This window comes from Streptomyces sp. NPDC020747 (genome assembly GCF_044334695.1).
Classification (GTDB): Bacteria; Actinomycetota; Actinomycetes; order Streptomycetales; family Streptomycetaceae; genus Streptomyces.
The window spans coordinates 94,740-112,599 of record NZ_JBIRTJ010000008.1 but is presented as its reverse complement, the minus strand read 5'-3'; the positions used below and the strand labels follow the sequence as shown (position 1 = coordinate 112,599).

Below are 17,860 nucleotides of genomic sequence, written 5' to 3'. Positions count from 1 at the left end.
TCCCTTACGAGTCGTTGCCGGTCGGTGCGCCGGAGGCGAGGCCCATCCCCTGGATGTCGTACAGGCCGAACGCCGGATGGACGTAGACGTTGGTGACCCACGGGTTGCGGAAGTGCAGGGTCTTGTCGTGAACGAGGGGAAGCAGCACGGCGTGCTCCATCACCCGGCGCTCCACGGCCCGCCACCGGCGTGCGCGCGCCTCGGGGTCGGTGGTGTGCAGAGTCTCGTCGATCAGATCGTTGACCAGCGGGTCGTCGAGTTCGGGGAGGTTCCAGTTGCCGCCGTTGTGCTTGATGTGGCGGCCGTCCACGAGCGGAGCGAGGAAGCCGTACTCGGTCGGGAAGTCGGCGCCCCAGTCGGTGACGATCAGGCCGAGCTCATGCCTGCGCACCGTCTGCGGATGTCCGGCCCCAAGGCTGAAGTACGTGGCCACGTCCAGTTCCTTCACGGTCAGCCGGATGCCGACCCTGGCCACCGACTCGGCGAGCGCGTCGGCGACCAGCCGGAACTTGCCGCGCTGGGTTCCGATCGTCGCCTCGAAGCCGTCCGGGAGACCCGCCGCCTTCAGTTCGGCCCGCGCCGCGTCCAGGTCGCCGCGCAGGTCCGGGCCCGTCGGATACAGGTCCAGGTCCTGGTGCGCCGGCAGCCGCGGCGGGAACAGCGCCGTGGTCAGGTCGCCGCCGGTGACGGGACCGCCGCGCGCCTGTTGGAGCAGGATCTTGTCCGCCGCGTAGTGCACGGCCCGGCGTGCGTGGACGTCGTCGAACGGCGGGATGTGCGGCTGGACCGAGACGAAGTGCAGGAAGCTCGTGCGGGGGTTGTCCGTGTGCGAGCGCAGCACGTCGTCCGCCGTGAGCCGGCGCTGGGCCTCGTGCTGCAGGCCCCGGCCCTCCAGATTGATGTCGAAGTCCCCGCCGATCAGCCGGGCGTCGAGTTCGTCGATGTCCAGCCCGATGGTCAGCTCCACCCGGTCGGGCAGCGCGGGCCGGATCGGGTCCGTGGCCCGGTCCCAGTGCGGGTTGCGCTCCAGGTGGAGGAACGCCCCCGGCCGGTGTTGGGCGACGCGGTACGGGCCGCTGGAGCGCGGGGCGCTGCCGTAGTCGGCGCCCGTGTCGGCGTGCCGCGGCACCGGCGCCGCACAGGGCTGGGCCATCAGGTGGTCGAAGTCGGAGAACGGCCGGTTCAGGTGGAAGACGACCGTGTGCTCGTCGGGCGTGCGCACCGACCGCAGCGGTTCCGCGGTGCGGTACGGGCCGGGATACGGCCGGGTGGGATCGTCCAGCAGCGGTACGAGATAGGTGGGGCCGCCGGGAAGCACGTCCTGGGCGAACACTCGCTGCACGGCGTGGCGCACGTCGGCCGCGGTGATCGGGCTGCCGTTGTCGTAGCGCAGACCCGGGCGCAGCCGGTACGTCCAGGTCCGGCCGCCGTCGCTCACCTGCCCGGGGCCCTCGGCCAGGTCGGGGACCGGGACGAGCCCGGCGGGCCCCGAGTCGGTCGGGTAGGCCATGAGCGTGCGGTTGAGCAGCCGCTGCAGCAGCCACACCCACACGTAGTAGGTACGCGCCGGGTCGAGCGAGTCCACGTCGGCCGAGGAGACCAGACGCAGGGTTCCGCCGCGCCGGTCCGAGGGGTTCACCATCGCGCCCACGGCGGCGTTCCAGCCGGCGCCGGCCGGCGCCGGGGCGAGTCGTCGTGCTGCGGCGGTCATCGTGCGGTCCTCTCCCGGTCCGTGTCGGTGCGGGGCAGGCGGAGCAGGAACGAGTGCTCCTGGCTCGCCAGGCAGCCGCGGGCAAGCTTCGCCTCGACACTGCCGATCCCGGCGTGCAGGACGGACACGCCCTCCTGGGCAGCGGCCTCGAGCACGCGGTAGTACAGGACGTCGTAGTAGAGCGGCAGCTTGCCCTGGGCGTCGTAGTCGAATCCGGCGCGGTGGCCGAACCATTCCTCCCGGCCCCGGGACCGGGAGCGCAGGACCATGCCGAAGCCGATGACGTTGTTGTCCTTGCGGGCGACGGAGACCATGACGTCGTCGCCCATGACCTCGGCGATCCAGCTCAGCAGCCCCGCCGAGTGCTCGGGGCTCGCCGGATTGCCGTACTTGCGCAGCAGGTTGCAGTCCAGCTCGCCCAGCCGGGGCACCAGGTCCTGTGTGAGCGGCTCGATCCGCACCTCCACCTTCGCCTCGTCCAGGGCCCGGCGCTCCAGCCGCACCCGGCGGCGCCGGTGCTTGCTCATCTCGGCGAGGAACTGGTCCCAGCCGCCGGGCGGAATCGGCAGCCAGGCGTAGTGCGCCGACGGGTGTGACCGGTAGCCGCGGTGCCGCAGCAGTTCCACGAGGCCGGTGTCGCGCTCGTCGACGTGCGGGAAGCACACGGAGGCCGCGCCGCGGTCCTCGGCAAGCTGCTCGGCCTCGGTCACCAGCGCCTCGACGTCCGACGGCAGCGCCTCGGGCGCGGCCAGCGGACGGGTGCGGCCGAGGTGGCGGCCGCCGCACACCAGCGACGGCAGCAGCGACGCCGGATCGCCGCCGGCCACGTCGACCAGGCAAGCCTCCACGTCGGGCGTCCTGTCCTCGAGCGCCCGGGCGAGCATCGCGTCCGGCCGGGCGAGCAGCCACGGCACCGAGTCGTCCGCCCACGCGGTCACCAGGGCCGCGACGGGCATGTCCGCCCGGCGGCGGACGAGGAAGTCCATCGTGGTGCCGGAGTTGCGCTCCTGGACCGCCAGCCAGCGGGGCGTCTGGAAGAAGTCCTCGGGGCCGACCAGATCCGGCCAGCCGGACCCGGGCAGCCCGGCGGCATCGGCCACCCGCACCACGTCCGCCCCGCCCCGCACGCTCTGCCCGGTCACGTCGCCGCTCACGGCTGCTCGTCCTCGTCCTCCTCGACCACGAAGTCGAGGTAGGAGGCCGCTTTGTCTGCGAGGGCCTGGGCCTCCAGCCGGTCCGGTCCGTTGCAGTAGGTGAAGCCGACGCAGGAGGAGTTGTCCATCCGCTGCAGCAGCTTGTCTCCCTTTTCCACGTGCAGCAGTACCTGGCAGCCGGGCACCGCGGAGGCGGCCTCGATGCCGTCGATGCGCTTGAGGGTGCCGCGCCGCTCGGGGTAGATCATGCGCACGGCGGCGCCTCCGTTGTGGACGACGGGCTCGATCGGCGGGACTTCGCCGATCGCGAGCAGCCAGGCGTCCAGGATCGGGCTGCGTCCGGTGACGTCCGTGACCAGCATGGTCATGCAGCTGGACGGGGTCCGCGGATTGGCTTCGATGACGCGCCACCCGGACTCGGTGCGCCGCACCTCGGTGTGGCACGGCCCGTGCCGGTAGCCGATCGCCTCCAGGGTTTCGCGGACGACGGAGTACAGCGCCTCGCGCTCGTCGTCGGACAGCGGCACGGGGAAGGTGTGCCCGCACTCGATGTACGCCGGATCCCCGAACAGGTCCTTGGAGGTGACGCCGAAGACATGGGTGTATCCGTCCACCGTCATCGTTTCGACGCTGACCTCGACGCCCTCGACGTACGTCTCCAGCAGGACGTCCCCGGACCGCGGCTGGCCGCGCAGGCTGTGGCGTATCCCCGACAGCTCCTGCCACGCCTCGACGAGCTGCGCCATGTCGTCGACGCGCCGGACTCCGTAACTGATGGCCTCCGCGGGCGGTTTGGCGATCATCGGGAAGCCCAGCCGACGGGCCGCCTCGTCGAGCCCGTCCCGGCTGCTCACCAGCACGTGCGGAATGTTGTACGGCACGTCGCCGAGCGAGACCCGCAGCCGGTCCTTGACGTTGGCGGTCTCCACGGCGGCGGGGTCGGGGCCGGGCAGTCCGAGCCGCTGGGCCGCCTGCGCGGCGATCACCGTGTGGTAGTCGGAGAACGACGTCAGGCCGTCCACCAGGGGCCGGCCGTCGTCACCGGTCACCACCGACAGCACCGCCTCCAGATCAGTGGTGTCCACGTCGATCACCCGGTCGACCGCCGCGGCGAGCGGGTGGGAGTCCCAGTCGTGCCCGTGGGTGTACCAGGACCGGTCACCGACGAGCAGCCATACCTCCAGTCCGTGCTCACGCGCCTGGTGCAGGCCCAGGACGAAGGGGTGGTTCTGCATGTGCTCGACGATCGCGACGCGTCTGCTCGCGAACTTGGCATAGTCGGCCAGGGGTGTGGACATCGAACAGCCTCCGTCATTCCGCCGTGCAGTCGACCGGACTCGGGAACACAGGACCAGTTGAACCCGACGGTCACGTCCGGGGCACGGTTCGGGCGGTGGCGTGCATAGGCGGTGGGCCAGTCGCATAGGAACGCCGCGCACACCGGCCGTTCAGTTCCTCGGCATCTCGACGAGGGACAGCAGACCGCCGAGCACGGCGAAGAGGGCGAGGAACAGTGCGGTGGCCGTGCCGCCGACGCCGGCGTCCTCGACCACGTGGCCACCGATGAGCCACCATGCCGCCACACCGGCCAGGACGAGCAGATGGTTGCCCCGCTCCCCCAGCAGCCGCATGCCCGCCCACAGCAGCAGCGGCATCGACAGCAGGCCCATGAGCCCCGCCAGCAGGCTTTCGAGCCATCCGGCGCCCATCGCACTCTCATCGGCCGCGGCCGAGTCGTCCGCCCACTGCAGCAGGGAGTTCCACATCCAGTAGCAGACAACGGCCGCAAGCGCCGATACGAGCACGCCCTTCACACAGCGGACGATCCTGGCCTTCATCATGTCCTCACCGTTTCACCGAACCGGGACAGGGGCCTGAGTACACGTACTCAGGCCCCTGTCGTTCATTGCGAGTTGGCGAATCAGTTGCCCGCGAGCGTGTGCTCCAGGGAGTCGGCGAACACCCTGGCGCCGGCGACCTTCGGATGGAAGGACTTCATGGACGGCGCCACGTTGCCCGGCAGCCAGTCCACATCGCGGTTGTCCGCCTTCGAGTGGCCGGACAGGACGACGCCGTGGATCGTCTCGGGGTCACCGCAGATCGCCTTGCCGGCGAACTCGTCGCGCGGATCGGAGAAGACGGCGTTCGCGTTGTACCGGCTGTTGGCGTCGGCGACCGCGCCCTTCATCTCGGTGGCCACGTTGTCAGCCATCTCGTTCAGCCACGGGGCCTCCTCGGTGCCGATGCCGGGGATGCACTGCCCGTTGCCGTCCAGGATTTTCGGATAGCCCATGAGCACGATCTTCGCGTTCGGCGCCCGCTTGTGGATCTCGTTGAGCGTGGTGACCAGGCGCGGTCTGACCGTGTCGCGTGCCCACGTCGGTGCCCACTGGTCGAGCGCACCGGTTTCCCCGCTGACCTCCTCCCCGGTGTCCGGGTCCTCGTTCCCCAGAGAGTCGTTGTTGCACACCGTCAGGGCCGTGATGCAGTGCCGGAAGATGTCGGTGAACCGCATGTCGTTCCCGCCGACCGACAGCGTGACCAGGGTCGTGTTCTGGTCGAGATAGCCCTTGTCCAGCTGCGCCGGTTCACCGTACTGAGTGTTGCGCAGGATCTGGAAGTAGCGGGCACCGCCGCATGCGATGAACTGGAAGTCCATGTCGGAGTCGTGGTCGTCCGCCATGGCCCCGATCGACTTCGACCTGCCCGGCAGCGTGGCCTGACGCGCCCAGGCGTACTTCGAGCGGTGGCACTTGTTCTCGGCGTCCGGCTGGGTCGAGTCGTAGAAGTCGGACTCGGGGTAGTAGTCGTCGCCGCCGTTCGTCGACGCGCCCTCACCCGAGGAGTAGGAGTCGCCCATGGCCACGATCTGGTTCGCCGGCTTGTTGGCCAGTGGCTGGAACCCGACCGCGTCCCACGCGACGTCCTCCGTGCCCTTGCCGTCCTCCGTCACGTTCGACAGGGACACCTTGGGCGTTCCGGTGAAGTTGAACACGCCCAGGGACACCCACTGGTTCTTCGACACCCGCTGCGGCTTCACGCGCTTGGGGCTGGTGGAGTCCGTACCGCCCACCGTGTAGGCGGCCTGGCGGGTGTGCGCGCCGTGGTCGGGCAGGTGCGCATAGACGCGCATCCAGCCGCGCTCCGACTTGTTGAGCGTCCAGGTACCGGTGGTCTTCAGACGGTTCGCGTCGGTCGACCCGTTCTTGTTGGTGTGCGAGAACCAGAAGTGGTTGTCGTAGCCCGCACCGATCTGGTGCAGGTCCATCCGGGCCGAGGCGGAGCCGAACTCGAAGTCGAACGAACCGGCGGACGAGATCGACCCGCATGAGCGGGTACTGGAACCGGTCGGGACGATGCCGTCGGCAAGGTCTTCGACCACGTACGTTCCGGAGGGCAGGTTGGCCGAGCACTCCGGCGGGTACGAGTTCGCGTCCGCCTGCTCGGGGTAGGTGTCGTTGAATCGGTGGATCGGGTTGCCGCACTCGGCGCTGACCGTGCAGTTCTTCCACGTGACCGGCTTGTTGAACCAGCACTTCAGATACAGCGGGTCCGACTCGTTCGGGTCGCCCGGCAGCAGGCACGGGCCCCGGCCGGTGTCATTCGTCGCGCCCGTGCCGATCTTCGACGGGTTGCAGTCGTTGCTGCTGTCGCAGAACAGGCCGATCGGGGGCTTGGCCGCCGTGCGGTCGGCGACGGAGTTCCACCAGGCGGCACGGTAACCGGCCTGGAAGTTACCGGGAGCGAACATCGCCGAGATGGGCCGTGCCGCCCAGCCGATGACCTTCTCCTCGTACGGCCAGTGCTGCGGTTGTGCGGCGTGGCTGTAGTCGTCGGCGCCTGTGGCGTCCTCAAGGAACGGAGTGCGGTTCTCCTTCCACAGCGGGTTCGCCGGGTTGTTCGTCCAGCCGACACCCCACCTGCCGGAAGTGCTGCCGGCCGTCGATTTGGGGTAGTAGCCACTGTTGTAGGCCCATAGGGCGTAGAACCAGTTCTCGATGTACTTCGGGTGGCCGTCGTTGACGACCAGTCCGTCACCGCGGGTCTGGTTCCACTTCTCGATCAGGATGTTCACGCCGGCCGCGATGTTCGCCGCGTAGTCGAGCGCGACCGCCTCCTGCTGCGTCTGAGTCATCGTCGGCTGGCCCTTGCCCGGAAGCCGCATGCCGTCGGTGACCTGCGTGACACCGTAGCCGCAGTCCGACTCGGACCAGTCGATCGCCCACGGGTCGTTCTGCGAGCCGTCGGAGGAGTACTTGACGCCGTAGAAGTTGCCGATCAGCGGGTTCGCCGAGACACCCGGCACAGCGAACCGGGTCGCCTGCCACATGTTCGACTCCTGTGCGGTGATGCCGAGCATCACCTGGGACGGGACGTGCCAGTCCGCACCGCTGCCGCCGCTCATGCTGCTCAACGGGAACAGGGACTGCGGCGAGTACGCGGCCATGCCCGTGTTCTTCCAGTTCGCCGGCCTGCTCGCGTGGGTGTTGAGCTTGCCGACGACAGTCTGGTTGACGGCCCACTCGATCTGTCGCGGCGTCGGCTGGAACGCCTGCTTCTTCGGGTCGTTGCGCGGGACCGAACACGTGCGGTCCGCGTCGACGGGCGACGCCAGCGTCGATGCCCTGCCGGACTTCTCGGGCCCGGCCAGGGCCGGGCTCGCCGCGGTCGCAGCACGCTGGGCGCTGTCGCTGCCGATCCGCTCGCCCGGCATGGCGTCCAAAACCGCTTTCTTCCCCGTGTCCAGGGCCTTCAGCGTGATCCTGGCGGCACGCGGGGAGAAGGAGTCCTCCTGCGAGATCCGCGAGTCCTTGCCGTCCGCCCACGCCGTGGTCAGCGCGGCCGCGCCGCGGCTGGAGATGCGGGCGTCCTTGTCGATCCCGCCCGGGTTGCGGACCGCGCCGGGCAGGGCGCCGCTGTTCTCGGCCTCACCGGTGACGTACACCGCTCCGCCGGGCGTACGGGCGAGGTCGAAGTCGGTGAGCGTACCGTGGGCGAGCTCGGCCGCCTTAGCCTTGCTGTTCGCCGAACTCACCGTCTGGGCGGTGATACGGGAGACGGCGGCTCGGTCGTCGGCCGCGGACCGCTGCTTCCCGCCGGGAAGGCGGTCGATGAAGGTGACGCCGCCGTCGCTGTCCGGCTTGAGCTGGAACGGTACGGCGTGGGTGCGGGCCACCGTCTTCACCGCGGTCCCGTTGATCCGCACGATCCGATTGGCGCGCGCGGCAACGATCCTGCCGTTCACCGGGACCGCCGAGGTGACCTGGCCGGCCACCGTCGTCTTCTCGGCCTTGCCCGTGCGGGCGTCGGTCGTGATCAGCCGGGTCTCGTTCTTCTTTGACGTGAGTTCGTCGGTGAACTGGGAGAACACGACCTCCTCACCTGTGCCGCAGCCCGGCGAGAAGTAGCCGAGCGTGGCCTGGAACGGCAGCTTGCGCACCTCGCCGTTGGTCAGGTTCACGAGAGCGGTAAACGCGCCGCGACTCATCAGCTCGGGCTTGTTGGTGAACGTACGCGGCGCGTACGCGACGGCCGCGTACCTGCCGGACTCGGTCACACAGGCGTTGCCGATCCAGGCGTCCGTCTCAAAGCCGGGCTCGGACAGCGAGGCTGCGGTCTTCCACCGGTAGCCGTCCCTCTCGGCGGCCACCATCAGGTGGAAACCCGTACCGTCGCCCGATGTCGTGAACGCATGGTCCGATGACGACCGGTAGCTCTTGCCCAACACCTCGGCGCGCTTCTTCGCGGGAACCGAGCGGGGCTCGGCTCCCGGACCGGATTCCTCAGCCGAGCGCGCGGTCTGCGAGGACCATCCGTTCGCTGCCCCTGGCGGTACTGCGTCCGCGTAGGCTTGCGTAGTACCGACACCGCAGGCCACCGCGACTGCGACGACCGCGGCCACGGGAACACGCGCATGTCTTAACATGTTGCGTCCGCTACGTCTCAACGTCCTCTCCCTCTGCCGGAGATCACGCCCGGATCAGGGCGTGCGACCGCACCCGGGAACCGGCTCCCACCGACAGATGAGGGCCGACTGTCCGGGGCGGAGACCTAGAAGCGGGAGATCGAAACGACCTCGACCGCAGGTGGTTCGGTGCGCAGGTGAGTCACTGTTTCCACCGTCCCGCACGGCATCGTGCGGTCGTCACGGCGCTCGACGGTCCCGCCGCCCCGACAACCACGCCGTCCCCGACAACGTCAGGGCCGTTCTCTGCTTCTGCACGGCTGTTGCCCCCCACCCGCACCGTCAGCCCACAACCCCCTTGCTGGAAAAGCCGGATGGCTCCCATCCCCTGTGGGGCGGGAGCCATCCTGTCACCGGGCGCTCTTCTGCCTATCTCCTCCCTTCCGCATCACCTGCCTCGGCCGACCGAACTCCCGGTCGGGGCCTACTCGGCACGTGCGGCATCGCCATGCATGGATATGGATAGGGAGCGGTCGAGCCCGGCTCACTTCTGCAAGACGGCCTTCATCACGTCCCGCGCGATGGGGGCGCCCAGGCTGCCGCCGGAGATGTCTTCACGTGAAATGTCCATGTCCGTGGGGTCGATGAAGACGGCCACGGCTACGGACGTGCCATCGGACTTCTCGCCGTACGAGACGAACCAGCCGTAGGGAACCTGCTCGTTCACATCCACGCCGCGCTGCGCTGTTCCGGTCTTGCCGCCCACCGTGATGCCGTCGATCAGGGCCTTCTGGGCGCTGCCCTCTTTGGCGGTGTGCTCCATCATTTCCTGGACCTTCTGGGCCGTGGAGGCGGAGACGGCCTGGCTCATGACCTGAGGTTCGTTCTTCTCCAAGGTGCTCAGATCAGGGGACCGCACCTCGTCGACGATGTAAGGCTGCATCAGCTTGCCGTCGTTGGCCAGAGCGGCAGTCACCATGGCCATCTGCATCGGAGTGCTGGTGAGGCTGCCCTGGCCCATGCCGGTCAGTGCGGTACCGGGCTTGTCCAGGTTCTGGGGGTACAGGCTCTTGATGGCCCGCAAGTCACCGAAGTCGTCCGAGTAGACATCTTTGTTGAGTCCGAACTTCTCAGCCGTCTCACGCATCTTGTCCGGCCCCAACTTCGCCGCCGCGTCGAGAAAGACGTTGTTGCAGGAGTACTGCATGGCGGTCTTCAATGACGCCTTGTTGCAGACGGCGTCCCCTGCCTCGCTGCCGACCTTGTTGGTCGACTGTGGCAAGGGGTACGGCGACACCGCGTCCGAGGCGGCGTCGACATCCGTCACCGCGCCGTGTTCCAAAGCTGCCGCCGCAGTGAGAATCTTGAAGGTAGAGCCGGGCGGGAAGGTTTCGCGCAGCGCGCGATTGGCCAGCGGCTTACTCTTGTTGGCATCGAGCGCCCGGAACCTGTCGCTTTCCTTGAGGGTGTTGCCGGCAAATGACGAAGGATCGTAGGACGGAGTCGAGACAAGGGCGAGAACCTTCCCCGTCCGCGGGTCGAGTGCCACGACCGAGCCGCGGGCGCCAAGGCTTGTGAGTCCCTTGTATCCGGCTTCCTGCGCCTTGGGATCGATCGTCGTGATCACGTCTGCGCCGCGCCGTTCCTTTCCGGCGATGACGTCCGTGAAGCGCTGGAACGCGAGCCGATCGTCCTCGCCGCTGAACACGCTGTCGTACGTATTCTCCAGCAAGGACATGCCCACGGCCTGTGAGGCGTATCCAGTGACCGGTACGTACATGGGGCCGTTCTTGTACGTTCGCTTGTACTTGAAGTCCGCACCGCCGACCTCCGTCGAGCCTGTGATCGGTGTGCCGCCCACGATGATGTCGCCACGTGGCGTCGCGAACTGCTTGATCTGTACTCGTCGGTTCTTCTCGTCGGTGTCGAGCTTGTCAGCCTCCACGTACTGGAGCCAGTTGGCTCGAAGCAACAGCGCAAGCATCAGCAGCCCGCAGAAGACGGCTGTGCGCCTCAGTGGCCTGTTCACACAGCACCCTCTCCAGCGGCCGAAAGGTGCACGGCCAACTGGCAGGGGGGCGCTCCTACTTGGGATCGCAACAGGGCTAATCGGGCATGGGATGGAATGGAAAGAACCATGCCAGCACCTTACGACGTGGTGCGCGCCGCCGTCTGGGCAAGCTGGTCGCCGAGTTGGCCGGGCCGTGGGTGGCCGGGCAGGAGTCCCACCTACGCGAACGCCGGGGCCATGACCGGCAGCGCGCCGCCGGAGCGGGCCCGGACCACCAACTCGTCTTCACCGACCGGGTCGTCGTCACCATGGTCATCCTGCGCTTCCAGCTTACGCATGCCGCCCTCGCCCTGCTCTACAAGGTGGACCACTCCACGATCACCCGCGCCGTCCACGAGATCCGCCCGCGGCTTCGCCGTACCAGACTGCCCCGACCTGCGCCTTCGCACCCTGGCCGATGTCTTCGCCGACGCCGCCTCCCACGGCGTGGAACTGCGGATCGACGCCACCGAGGTCCGGGTCCGACGCCCACAGGCGAACAAGCCCGGCCGCCGGGCGTTCGTCTCCGGAAAGATGCGGCAGAACACCAAGAAGGCCACCGTCAGGCGGCCGGGCCGGAAGACCCCCGCCCACAGGGTCCGGCCCGTCACGCCACCTGGGATACGGGGCGGTGCTACGGGAACTGGTGGAGAACTTCCCGCTGCGCAAGGGAGAGTTGTGGCACCCGGCTCGTACCGGCTCGATCACGAAGGCGCGTGCCCGGATCGGTCAGGCGCCGTTGCGGTGGCTGTTCGACCGGGTCGCGGGGGTGCGGGGTACACGGGCGACGTCGGGGTGTTCTGGTGTGAGCTGCGGGTGATGCCGATGGACGGGACCTGCTTTCGACGTGCCCGACTCCAGCGCGAACGCGGCAGCCTACAGCCGTCCCTCCAACGGTTCGCGGCCCGCTCCGTATCCGCATGGTCGCGCCGGGCGAGTGCGGGATCCGGTCGCCGGCCGGCGCGGTCTTCGACTCCTTCGCCGTGGGCGAGCGGACCCTGGCCCGCCGCCTGCTGCCGCACTTCGCCCCCGGCATGCTGATGACCCGGCCCCACCAAGGCATCGCAGACGCCCGCCCGCTGCACCCCCTGCCACCGCCGATCACCGACCCGGACGCCATCGCCCACCTCGACATACGACGACGCGACCGCCTCGGCGGCACCCTCCACGAGTACCAGCATGCGGCCTGACCTGCACGGACGAGGTTCTCGGCAGGGACAGGGCCACGTGAGCGCGTCGTTCACGAAGCGCGTCCATGTCCACCGAACCCCGAGGACCTGCGCGCCGCCTCCGATCACCTCACGGTTCTGCTCGGCTTCGAGGACGACGCGGCTGCCTGAACACACCGGATGGTCGTGAGAGAAACCTGCTTCACGATCAGCGTAAACACGGTCTGGCCTGCTGTGATCTGTGGATCAGCAGAATCTGCTCCCCATCATCACGTCATGTACGTCCTGTACATTTCCTACAGACCCCCTCCCGGAGGAGCATGTGCCATGACCCGACCGTCCGCCCGCCATGTCCTGCCCGAGTTCACCGAACGCACGAGTTCGGGGAGTCGGACCATGGACCCGTACTCGAAGCTGCTGGAAGAGCGGATCGTGTTCCTCGGGACGCCGATCGACGACGTCTCGGCCAACGACGTGATGGCGCAGTTCATGCACCTTGAGTACCAGGCGCCCGACAGGGACATCTCGCTCTACATCAATTCGCCCGGCGGCTCGTTCAGTGCGATGACGGCCGTCTACGACACGATGCAGTTCGTCAGCTGCGAGGTGGAGACCATCTGCCTGGGGCAGGCGGCGTCGGCCGCGGCGGTGCTGCTCGCGGCCGGCACACCGGGCAAGCGGCACGCACTGCCGGGCGCCCGTGTGCTGATCCACCAGCCGTCGTTCTCCGAGCCCGTCCAGGGACAGGCGTCCGACCTGGCCATTCAGGCCGACGAGTTGACGCGTACCCGTGAGCAGCTGGAGGAGATGCTCGCCCGGCACACGGGGCAGAGCCGGGAGCGGATCGGCGCCGACATCGAGCGGGACAAGATCCTGGACGCGCGGGCGGCACTGGAGTACGGACTGATCGACCGGATCGTCGCGAGCCGGAAGTCCACCCAGAGCGCACGCGGCGCGAGGTGAGCGGCCGATGCTCCCGCCCGAGTTGCCGCCGCTGCCGGCCCTGACCCGCGCCGAGGCCGAGCTGATCGACCGTTACCTCGAAGTGGTCGACCTGCTCGGCCGGATCAACCCGGCCCACTCCGGGGACACCTACCGGGGACTGCGGGCGGCCCAGGCCCTGGTGGGCAAGGCCACCGCACTGCGTGACGCGCTGGCCCTGATGCACCAACGCGGCGAGCACGAGGTGCACGCGCCGACCCTGGCGCGGGCGCTGCGCGTCCTCGACGGTGAGCGCCGAGCGGGCCGGATCGCGCTACCGCCGCGCTCCGACAGCTGACGTACCGCCACGGACCCGGCGTCACGCAGGCATCTGACGAGACGTCCGGGTCAGGGTTCAAACGGACCGAAAGGCGTACCACCGGACAGCGTAGGCAGAGCTGCTTCCACAGGCCCGTGGAAGTTGCTCGACCTGCGTAGCCTCCGTGCGGAATGAGACGTTCCGGTGCTGGTACGAGGGTCGTCGACCCCCTCGACGCCCTCCCGTGGGAATGGCTGTCCACCCGAACGGGTGAGTGGTGAGTAAGCCCACAAATCGCCGATTCCGCTCGGCTTTTGGGACATCAGTGCGTCAAGATCCCTTCCGACGACAAGCCCCCGCCACAAGCGGCGGGGCGATCCGGGCGGACGCCGAGTCCTGCCGCCGCCCGGATGACCGGTCGACAGAAGTGGATCGGCAGGAGTGGAGGACCCAGGCACGACGGGTCGCCGGAACGGTCACGCCATGACCGGGCCGAGCAGCCCTTGGGGTGAAGCCGCGTAAGCGGCCGGGCAACTTCGCCAGCCCGAATCCGACAGGTCATCCTTCACAGGCGGCTGACGAAGGGTTGCGCATGACTGCGCTCAATCGTGTCCCGTCGCTGTTCACCAGGGCCGGTACCGCATCGGCTCTCACGATCGCCGCTGTCGGCGGCGGCCTCGTGGCCCCCGGATTCACGTCCGGCGCGGAAGCGGCCACACCTGCGACGAAGGCACTTCAGGTAGCGGCCTCCAAGAAGGGCTCCCCTTACAAGTACGGGGCCGTGGGGCCCAAGCGCTTCGACTGTTCCGGCCTCACGCTCTACTCGTTCAAGAAGGCGGGCAAGTCCCTGCCGCGTACGGCCGCCGCGCAGTACAACAAGACGAACCATGTCTCCGCTTCGAACCGCAAGCAGGGAGACCTGGTCTTCTTCCACTCGGGCCGGAACGTGTACCACGTCGGCATCTACGCCGGGAAGGGACGGATCTGGCACTCCCCGAAGACCGGGGAAGTGGTGAAGCTCCAGAAGATCTGGACGAAGAGCGTCTGGTACGGCCGGGTCAGGTGACCCGCCCGGGAGGTGGCCGCGGTGATCGCCGCGGCCACCTCCTGGGGCCCGGAACGTGATATTCGCGGCTGAGTGGTTACTCCTACACTCATGGGCGAACTGCATCACCACGAGGAGCGCGACGAGACCCGGCTCGAACGCGCCGACCGCAACTTCAACGAACTGCTCCAGGAACTGCGGGTCACGCAGACCGGGGTGCAGATCCTCTTCGCCTTCCTGCTCACCCTCGCGTTCACCCCGCGCTTCCCCTCCCTGGACACCTTCCAGCGCGTCACGTACGTCGTCACGCTGCTGCTCTCGGTACTGGCCGCCGCCCTCTTCACCGCCCCGGCCGCGCTCCACCGCCGACTGTTCCAGCAGGGCGCCAAGCCGCAGGTCGTGAACGCCTCATCGCATCTGGCCCAGATCGGCCTCGGCGTGCTCGCACTCGCCCTCTCCGGTTCGGTCCTGCTCGTCGTGGACGTGGCGACGAGCCGGGCGGGCGGGATCGCGGCCGGCGCGACCACCCTGGTCGTCTGCGCGGGGCTGTGGGCGCTCCTCCCCCACCTGATCCAGGGCTCCGCCGACAAGGACTAGCGGGCGCCTTCACGCCACCGGTGGGGCACGGCCCTCAGTCGGCTGTCACGGGCTGCACCGGTGCCGTCCAGGGCAGCATGATCGAGACCGTCTTGCCGCCCTCCCTGGTGGGCCGGACCGTCAGCTTGCCGCCGCACTCGACCGTCAGCCAGCGGACGATCACCATGCCGCGGCCGTTGTCCTGCTGGACGGCCGCGGGCAGACGTTTCGGGAAGCGCGGGTGGCTGTCGGTCACACCGATGCGCAGCCGTTCGTCGCGGTCGAGTTCGATGTCCACCGTGAAGGTGGGTGACTGCCCGAACGTGTGTTGTACGGCGTTGGTGGCGAGCTCCGAGACGATGAGCCGGACCGTGTCGGCCGTCTCCGTGTCGGATGGAAGTCCCCATTCGGCCAGCACGTCGGTGACGTACGTGCGGGCGGCGTAGACCGAGGCGGGATCGCTCGGCAGAGTGACGGATGCTTCCTGGTGGTCTGCCATGGCGAGGTCGTCCCTTTCCCACGGGACCGGAGTCCGACACGAAGCGGATGACTTCGAGTACGGTCCCGGACTGGTGCTTGCGCCAGAGTGCCACTACCTCGGCGTTCGTGGTGCCGATCCACCGAGATATGCATATATCTGTCGCTCGAAGCGGTGAACTCTGCGACGGCCGACCGTATTTGGGCGGGCGGCCGGTTTGTCCTCTACGGTCGGCGTGACGCCGGACGATATAGCGCCGGCGCGACGGTCGGAAGGAGACGGCCATGCAGTACGGTCCCGCTGTGCGCCGCCGGAAACTCGGTGCCGAACTGCGTGCCCTGCGTGCCCGAGCGGGCCTCAAGAGCGGCGAGGCGGCCCGGCTCGTCGGCTGGCACCAGTCGAAGGTGAGCCGGATCGAGACCGGCCGCAGCGGGGTGAAGCCGACGGACGTGGAACTGCTCCTCGACGCCTACGAGGTCCGGGACGCGGAGCTGCGCGAGCTGCTCGTGGTACTGGCTGGCTCCGACGACAACGGCCGGCACCACTGGTGGCACGCCTACCGGGGTCTTCTGTCGTCCGCCTACAGCGACTTCATCAGCCTGGAGTCGCAGGCCGGCGTGATGCGCACGCTGGAGAACTCCGTCGTGCCGGGGCTGCTGCAGACGCCGGAGTACGCCCGCGAGGTGACCCGGGCGGCCATGGGCGGGGCGCCGGACGGCGAGGTCGACGCGCTGGTGGAGGTGCGCCTCGCCCGCCAGGACGTGCTGCGTTCGAATCCACCGCTCCGGCTGAGTGCGGTTCTCGACGAGGCGGCCCTACGACGAACGGTCGGCGGACCGGCGGTCATGGCACGGCAGTTGGAGCACCTCGGAGAGGCCGCGCAACTCCCTCACGTGCGGATTCAAGTGCTGCCGTTCGGAGTTGGAGCTCACGTGGGCGTCACAGGGCCCTTTGTTATTTTTTCGTTTCCGAGCACTTCTGATCTGGATGTGGTTGTTCTCGACCACTTGACGAGTAGCCTCTATCTCGAACGGAAAGAAGACCTTCAGGCCTACAGCGAGGCCTTCGACTCCCTTCAGGTCCACGCCCTTTCGCCCGAGGAAACGTTGGATTTCATCGCCGGTGTAGCTCACGGCGCATAAGGAGGCACCATGCCCGCCCCCCTGCCTCGGTCCGTACCTTCGAGCATCCGTCTGCACGGTGTGCGGTGGCAGCGCAGCAGTCGCAGCACGGGAATGAACAACTGCGTCGAGACGGCCCGTCCGGGCCCCGGACCGTGGGCCGGACTGCTCGCGGTGCGCGACTCGAAGAACACGTCGGGACCCGCCCTGCTCTTCGCCCCCGCAGCCTGGGAGGGATTTATCGCCGCGCTTCGATGATCAGGCGTACGGCACGGTCCAGTTGCCCGTCGGTGAGGTCCGCGCGGGCGGTGAGCCGCAGCCGTGAGATGCCGTCCGGCACCGACGGGGGACGGAAGCAGCCGACGGCGAGACCGGCCTCGCGGCAGTCCGCGGCCCAGCGCACGGCCCGCTCCGGGGAGGGTGCGCGCACGGAGACGACGGCGGCGTCCGGTCGTACGGCTTCGAGGCCCTCGGCCGTCAGCCGTTCGTGCAGGGTGGTCGCCACCGCACGCGCGCGTGCGGCCCGTTCCGGCTCCCGCCGCAGCAGACGCAGCGCGGCGAGAGCCGCGCCCGCCGCCGCCGGGGCCAGACCGGTGTCGAAGATGAAGGTACGGGCCGCGTTGACCAGATGGTCGATGACGTGGGCCGGTCCGAGGACCGCGCCGCCCTGGCTGCCGAGCGACTTCGACAGTGTGACGGTGGTGACCACGTCCGGTGCGCCCGCGAGGCCCACCGCGTGCGGCGCACCCCGGCCGCCGTCGCCGAGTACGCCGAGACCGTGCGCGTCGTCCACGAGCAGGGCGGCGCCGGCCTCCCGGCAGGCGGCGGCGAGTCCTTTGAGCGGGGCCGCGTCGCCGTCGACCGAGAAGACCGTGTCGGAGACGACGACCGCGACTCCGGCGTGCGTGCCCAGCGCCTTGCGCACGGCGTCGGGGTCGGCGTGCGCGACGACCTGGGTGGTGCCGCGCGCGAGACGGCAGCCGTCGATCAAGGAGGCGTGGTTGCCCGCGTCGGAGACGACGAGGGAGCCGTGCGGGGCCAGCGCGGTGACGGCGGCGAGGTTGGCCGCGTATCCAGAGGAGAAGACCAGCGCGGACTCGAACCCGCAGAATTCGGCCAGTTCTCGTTCGAGTTCCGCGTGCAGCTCCGTGGAGCCGGAGACGAGCCGGGAGCCGGTCGCTCCGGCGCCCCAGGTCCGCGCGGCGCTCGCGGCCGCCTCGGTGACCTCGGGGTGCCTGGCCAGGCCCAGATAGTCGTTGCCCGCGAGATCGAGGAGCGGGGAGTCGGCGGGGCGGGGGCGCAGGGTGCGGACGAGTCCGGCCCGGCGGCGTGCCCGCGCCTGCTCGTCGATCCACTCGAAGGGCGATACCGACATATGTCCTCCGGGCCATGAGGTGAGGGTGTCCCATGG

At 68.9% G+C, this 17,860-nt stretch carries 15 protein-coding genes, 1 pseudogene and 1 riboswitch; of the genes and pseudogenes, 8 read left to right on the top strand and 8 right to left on the bottom strand.

Annotation, left to right across the window (positions count from 1 at the left end):
* Window positions 1-4: 4 nt before the first annotated feature.
* From ACH4YP_RS21925 to ACH4YP_RS21900, 6 genes are all read right to left on the bottom strand, one after another.
* Window positions 5-1,711 (bottom strand): ABC transporter substrate-binding protein, encoded by a 1,707-nt coding sequence (locus ACH4YP_RS21925; protein WP_398491923.1) that lies wholly within the window; start codon window positions 1,709-1,711, stop codon window positions 5-7.
* The gene (locus tag ACH4YP_RS21920) at window positions 1,708-2,865 is read right to left on the bottom strand and encodes a GNAT family N-acetyltransferase (RefSeq protein WP_398491921.1); all 1,158 of its coding nucleotides are present in this window, start codon (window positions 2,863-2,865) and stop codon (window positions 1,708-1,710) included. The genes ACH4YP_RS21925 and ACH4YP_RS21920 overlap by 4 nt, the downstream gene beginning before the upstream one ends.
* Window positions 2,862-4,163: an ATP-grasp domain-containing protein gene (locus tag ACH4YP_RS21915; RefSeq protein ID WP_361066056.1), complete on the bottom strand. Its 1,302-nt coding sequence runs from the start codon at window positions 4,161-4,163 to the stop codon at window positions 2,862-2,864. The genes ACH4YP_RS21920 and ACH4YP_RS21915 overlap by 4 nt, the downstream gene beginning before the upstream one ends.
* Before the next feature lie 150 nt (window positions 4,164-4,313).
* Window positions 4,314-4,706: a hypothetical protein gene (locus tag ACH4YP_RS21910; RefSeq protein ID WP_361066053.1), complete on the bottom strand. Its 393-nt coding sequence runs from the start codon at window positions 4,704-4,706 to the stop codon at window positions 4,314-4,316.
* 80 nt (window positions 4,707-4,786) lie between these two features.
* On the bottom strand, window positions 4,787-8,593 hold the full coding sequence (locus ACH4YP_RS21905) for a NocE (RefSeq protein ID WP_398491918.1): 3,807 nt from the start codon (window positions 8,591-8,593) through the stop codon (window positions 4,787-4,789).
* Between the two features lie 721 nt (window positions 8,594-9,314).
* Entirely contained in the window at window positions 9,315-10,799 is a 1,485-nt protein-coding gene (locus ACH4YP_RS21900) for a penicillin-binding protein 2 (RefSeq protein WP_361066048.1), read from the bottom strand.
* A gap of 86 nt (window positions 10,800-10,885) precedes the next feature.
* On the opposite strand from ACH4YP_RS21900, the pseudogene ACH4YP_RS21895 reads away from it, so the two are divergent.
* The 6 genes and pseudogenes from ACH4YP_RS21895 to ACH4YP_RS21870 form a co-directional block, all read left to right on the top strand.
* A pseudogene (locus ACH4YP_RS21895) lies at window positions 10,886-11,384 on the top strand (IS5/IS1182 family transposase); the annotation flags it as partial.
* 356 nt (window positions 11,385-11,740) lie between these two features.
* Window positions 11,741-12,010 carry a hypothetical protein gene (locus ACH4YP_RS21890; RefSeq protein ID WP_398491916.1) on the top strand — a complete coding sequence of 90 codons (270 nt, stop codon included), beginning with the start codon at window positions 11,741-11,743 and terminating at the stop codon, window positions 12,008-12,010.
* 306 nt (window positions 12,011-12,316) lie between these two features.
* Entirely contained in the window at window positions 12,317-12,952 is a 636-nt protein-coding gene (locus ACH4YP_RS21885) for an ATP-dependent Clp protease proteolytic subunit (protein ID WP_361066045.1), read from the top strand.
* A 7-nt stretch (window positions 12,953-12,959) separates the two neighbouring features.
* Window positions 12,960-13,268, top strand: a complete 309-nt coding sequence (locus ACH4YP_RS21880; RefSeq protein ID WP_361066043.1) for a hypothetical protein — start codon at window positions 12,960-12,962, stop codon at window positions 13,266-13,268.
* A gap of 338 nt (window positions 13,269-13,606) precedes the next feature.
* A riboswitch (cyclic di-AMP (ydaO/yuaA leader) is annotated at window positions 13,607-13,818 on the top strand.
* 3 nt (window positions 13,819-13,821) lie between these two features.
* Window positions 13,822-14,295 carry a C40 family peptidase gene (locus tag ACH4YP_RS21875; RefSeq protein WP_361066040.1) on the top strand — a complete coding sequence of 158 codons (474 nt, stop codon included), beginning with the start codon at window positions 13,822-13,824 and terminating at the stop codon, window positions 14,293-14,295.
* A 90-nt stretch (window positions 14,296-14,385) separates the two neighbouring features.
* Window positions 14,386-14,871 carry a DUF6328 family protein gene (locus tag ACH4YP_RS21870; RefSeq protein ID WP_361054814.1) on the top strand — a complete coding sequence of 162 codons (486 nt, stop codon included), beginning with the start codon at window positions 14,386-14,388 and terminating at the stop codon, window positions 14,869-14,871.
* Window positions 14,872-14,905: 34 nt separating this feature from the next.
* Here ACH4YP_RS21870 and ACH4YP_RS21865 read toward each other — a convergent pair whose 3' ends face one another.
* Window positions 14,906-15,349 (bottom strand): ATP-binding protein, encoded by a 444-nt coding sequence (locus tag ACH4YP_RS21865; RefSeq protein ID WP_398491913.1) that lies wholly within the window; start codon window positions 15,347-15,349, stop codon window positions 14,906-14,908.
* A 263-nt stretch (window positions 15,350-15,612) separates the two neighbouring features.
* Here ACH4YP_RS21865 and ACH4YP_RS21860 point away from each other — a divergent pair, with 263 nt between their 5' ends.
* Together ACH4YP_RS21860 and ACH4YP_RS21855 are read left to right on the top strand one after the other, a co-directional pair.
* Window positions 15,613-16,470: a helix-turn-helix domain-containing protein gene (locus ACH4YP_RS21860; RefSeq protein WP_398491911.1), complete on the top strand. Its 858-nt coding sequence runs from the start codon at window positions 15,613-15,615 to the stop codon at window positions 16,468-16,470.
* 9 nt (window positions 16,471-16,479) lie between these two features.
* Window positions 16,480-16,707, top strand: a complete 228-nt coding sequence (locus tag ACH4YP_RS21855) for a DUF397 domain-containing protein (protein WP_361054805.1) — start codon at window positions 16,480-16,482, stop codon at window positions 16,705-16,707.
* Here the strand turns inward: ACH4YP_RS21855 and ACH4YP_RS21850 are convergent.
* Complete coding sequence (locus ACH4YP_RS21850; RefSeq protein ID WP_398491908.1) at window positions 16,688-17,824, bottom strand: 8-amino-7-oxononanoate synthase; 1,137 nt, start codon at window positions 17,822-17,824, stop codon at window positions 16,688-16,690. The genes ACH4YP_RS21855 and ACH4YP_RS21850 overlap by 20 nt on opposite strands.
* Window positions 17,825-17,860: the final 36 nt, after the last annotated feature.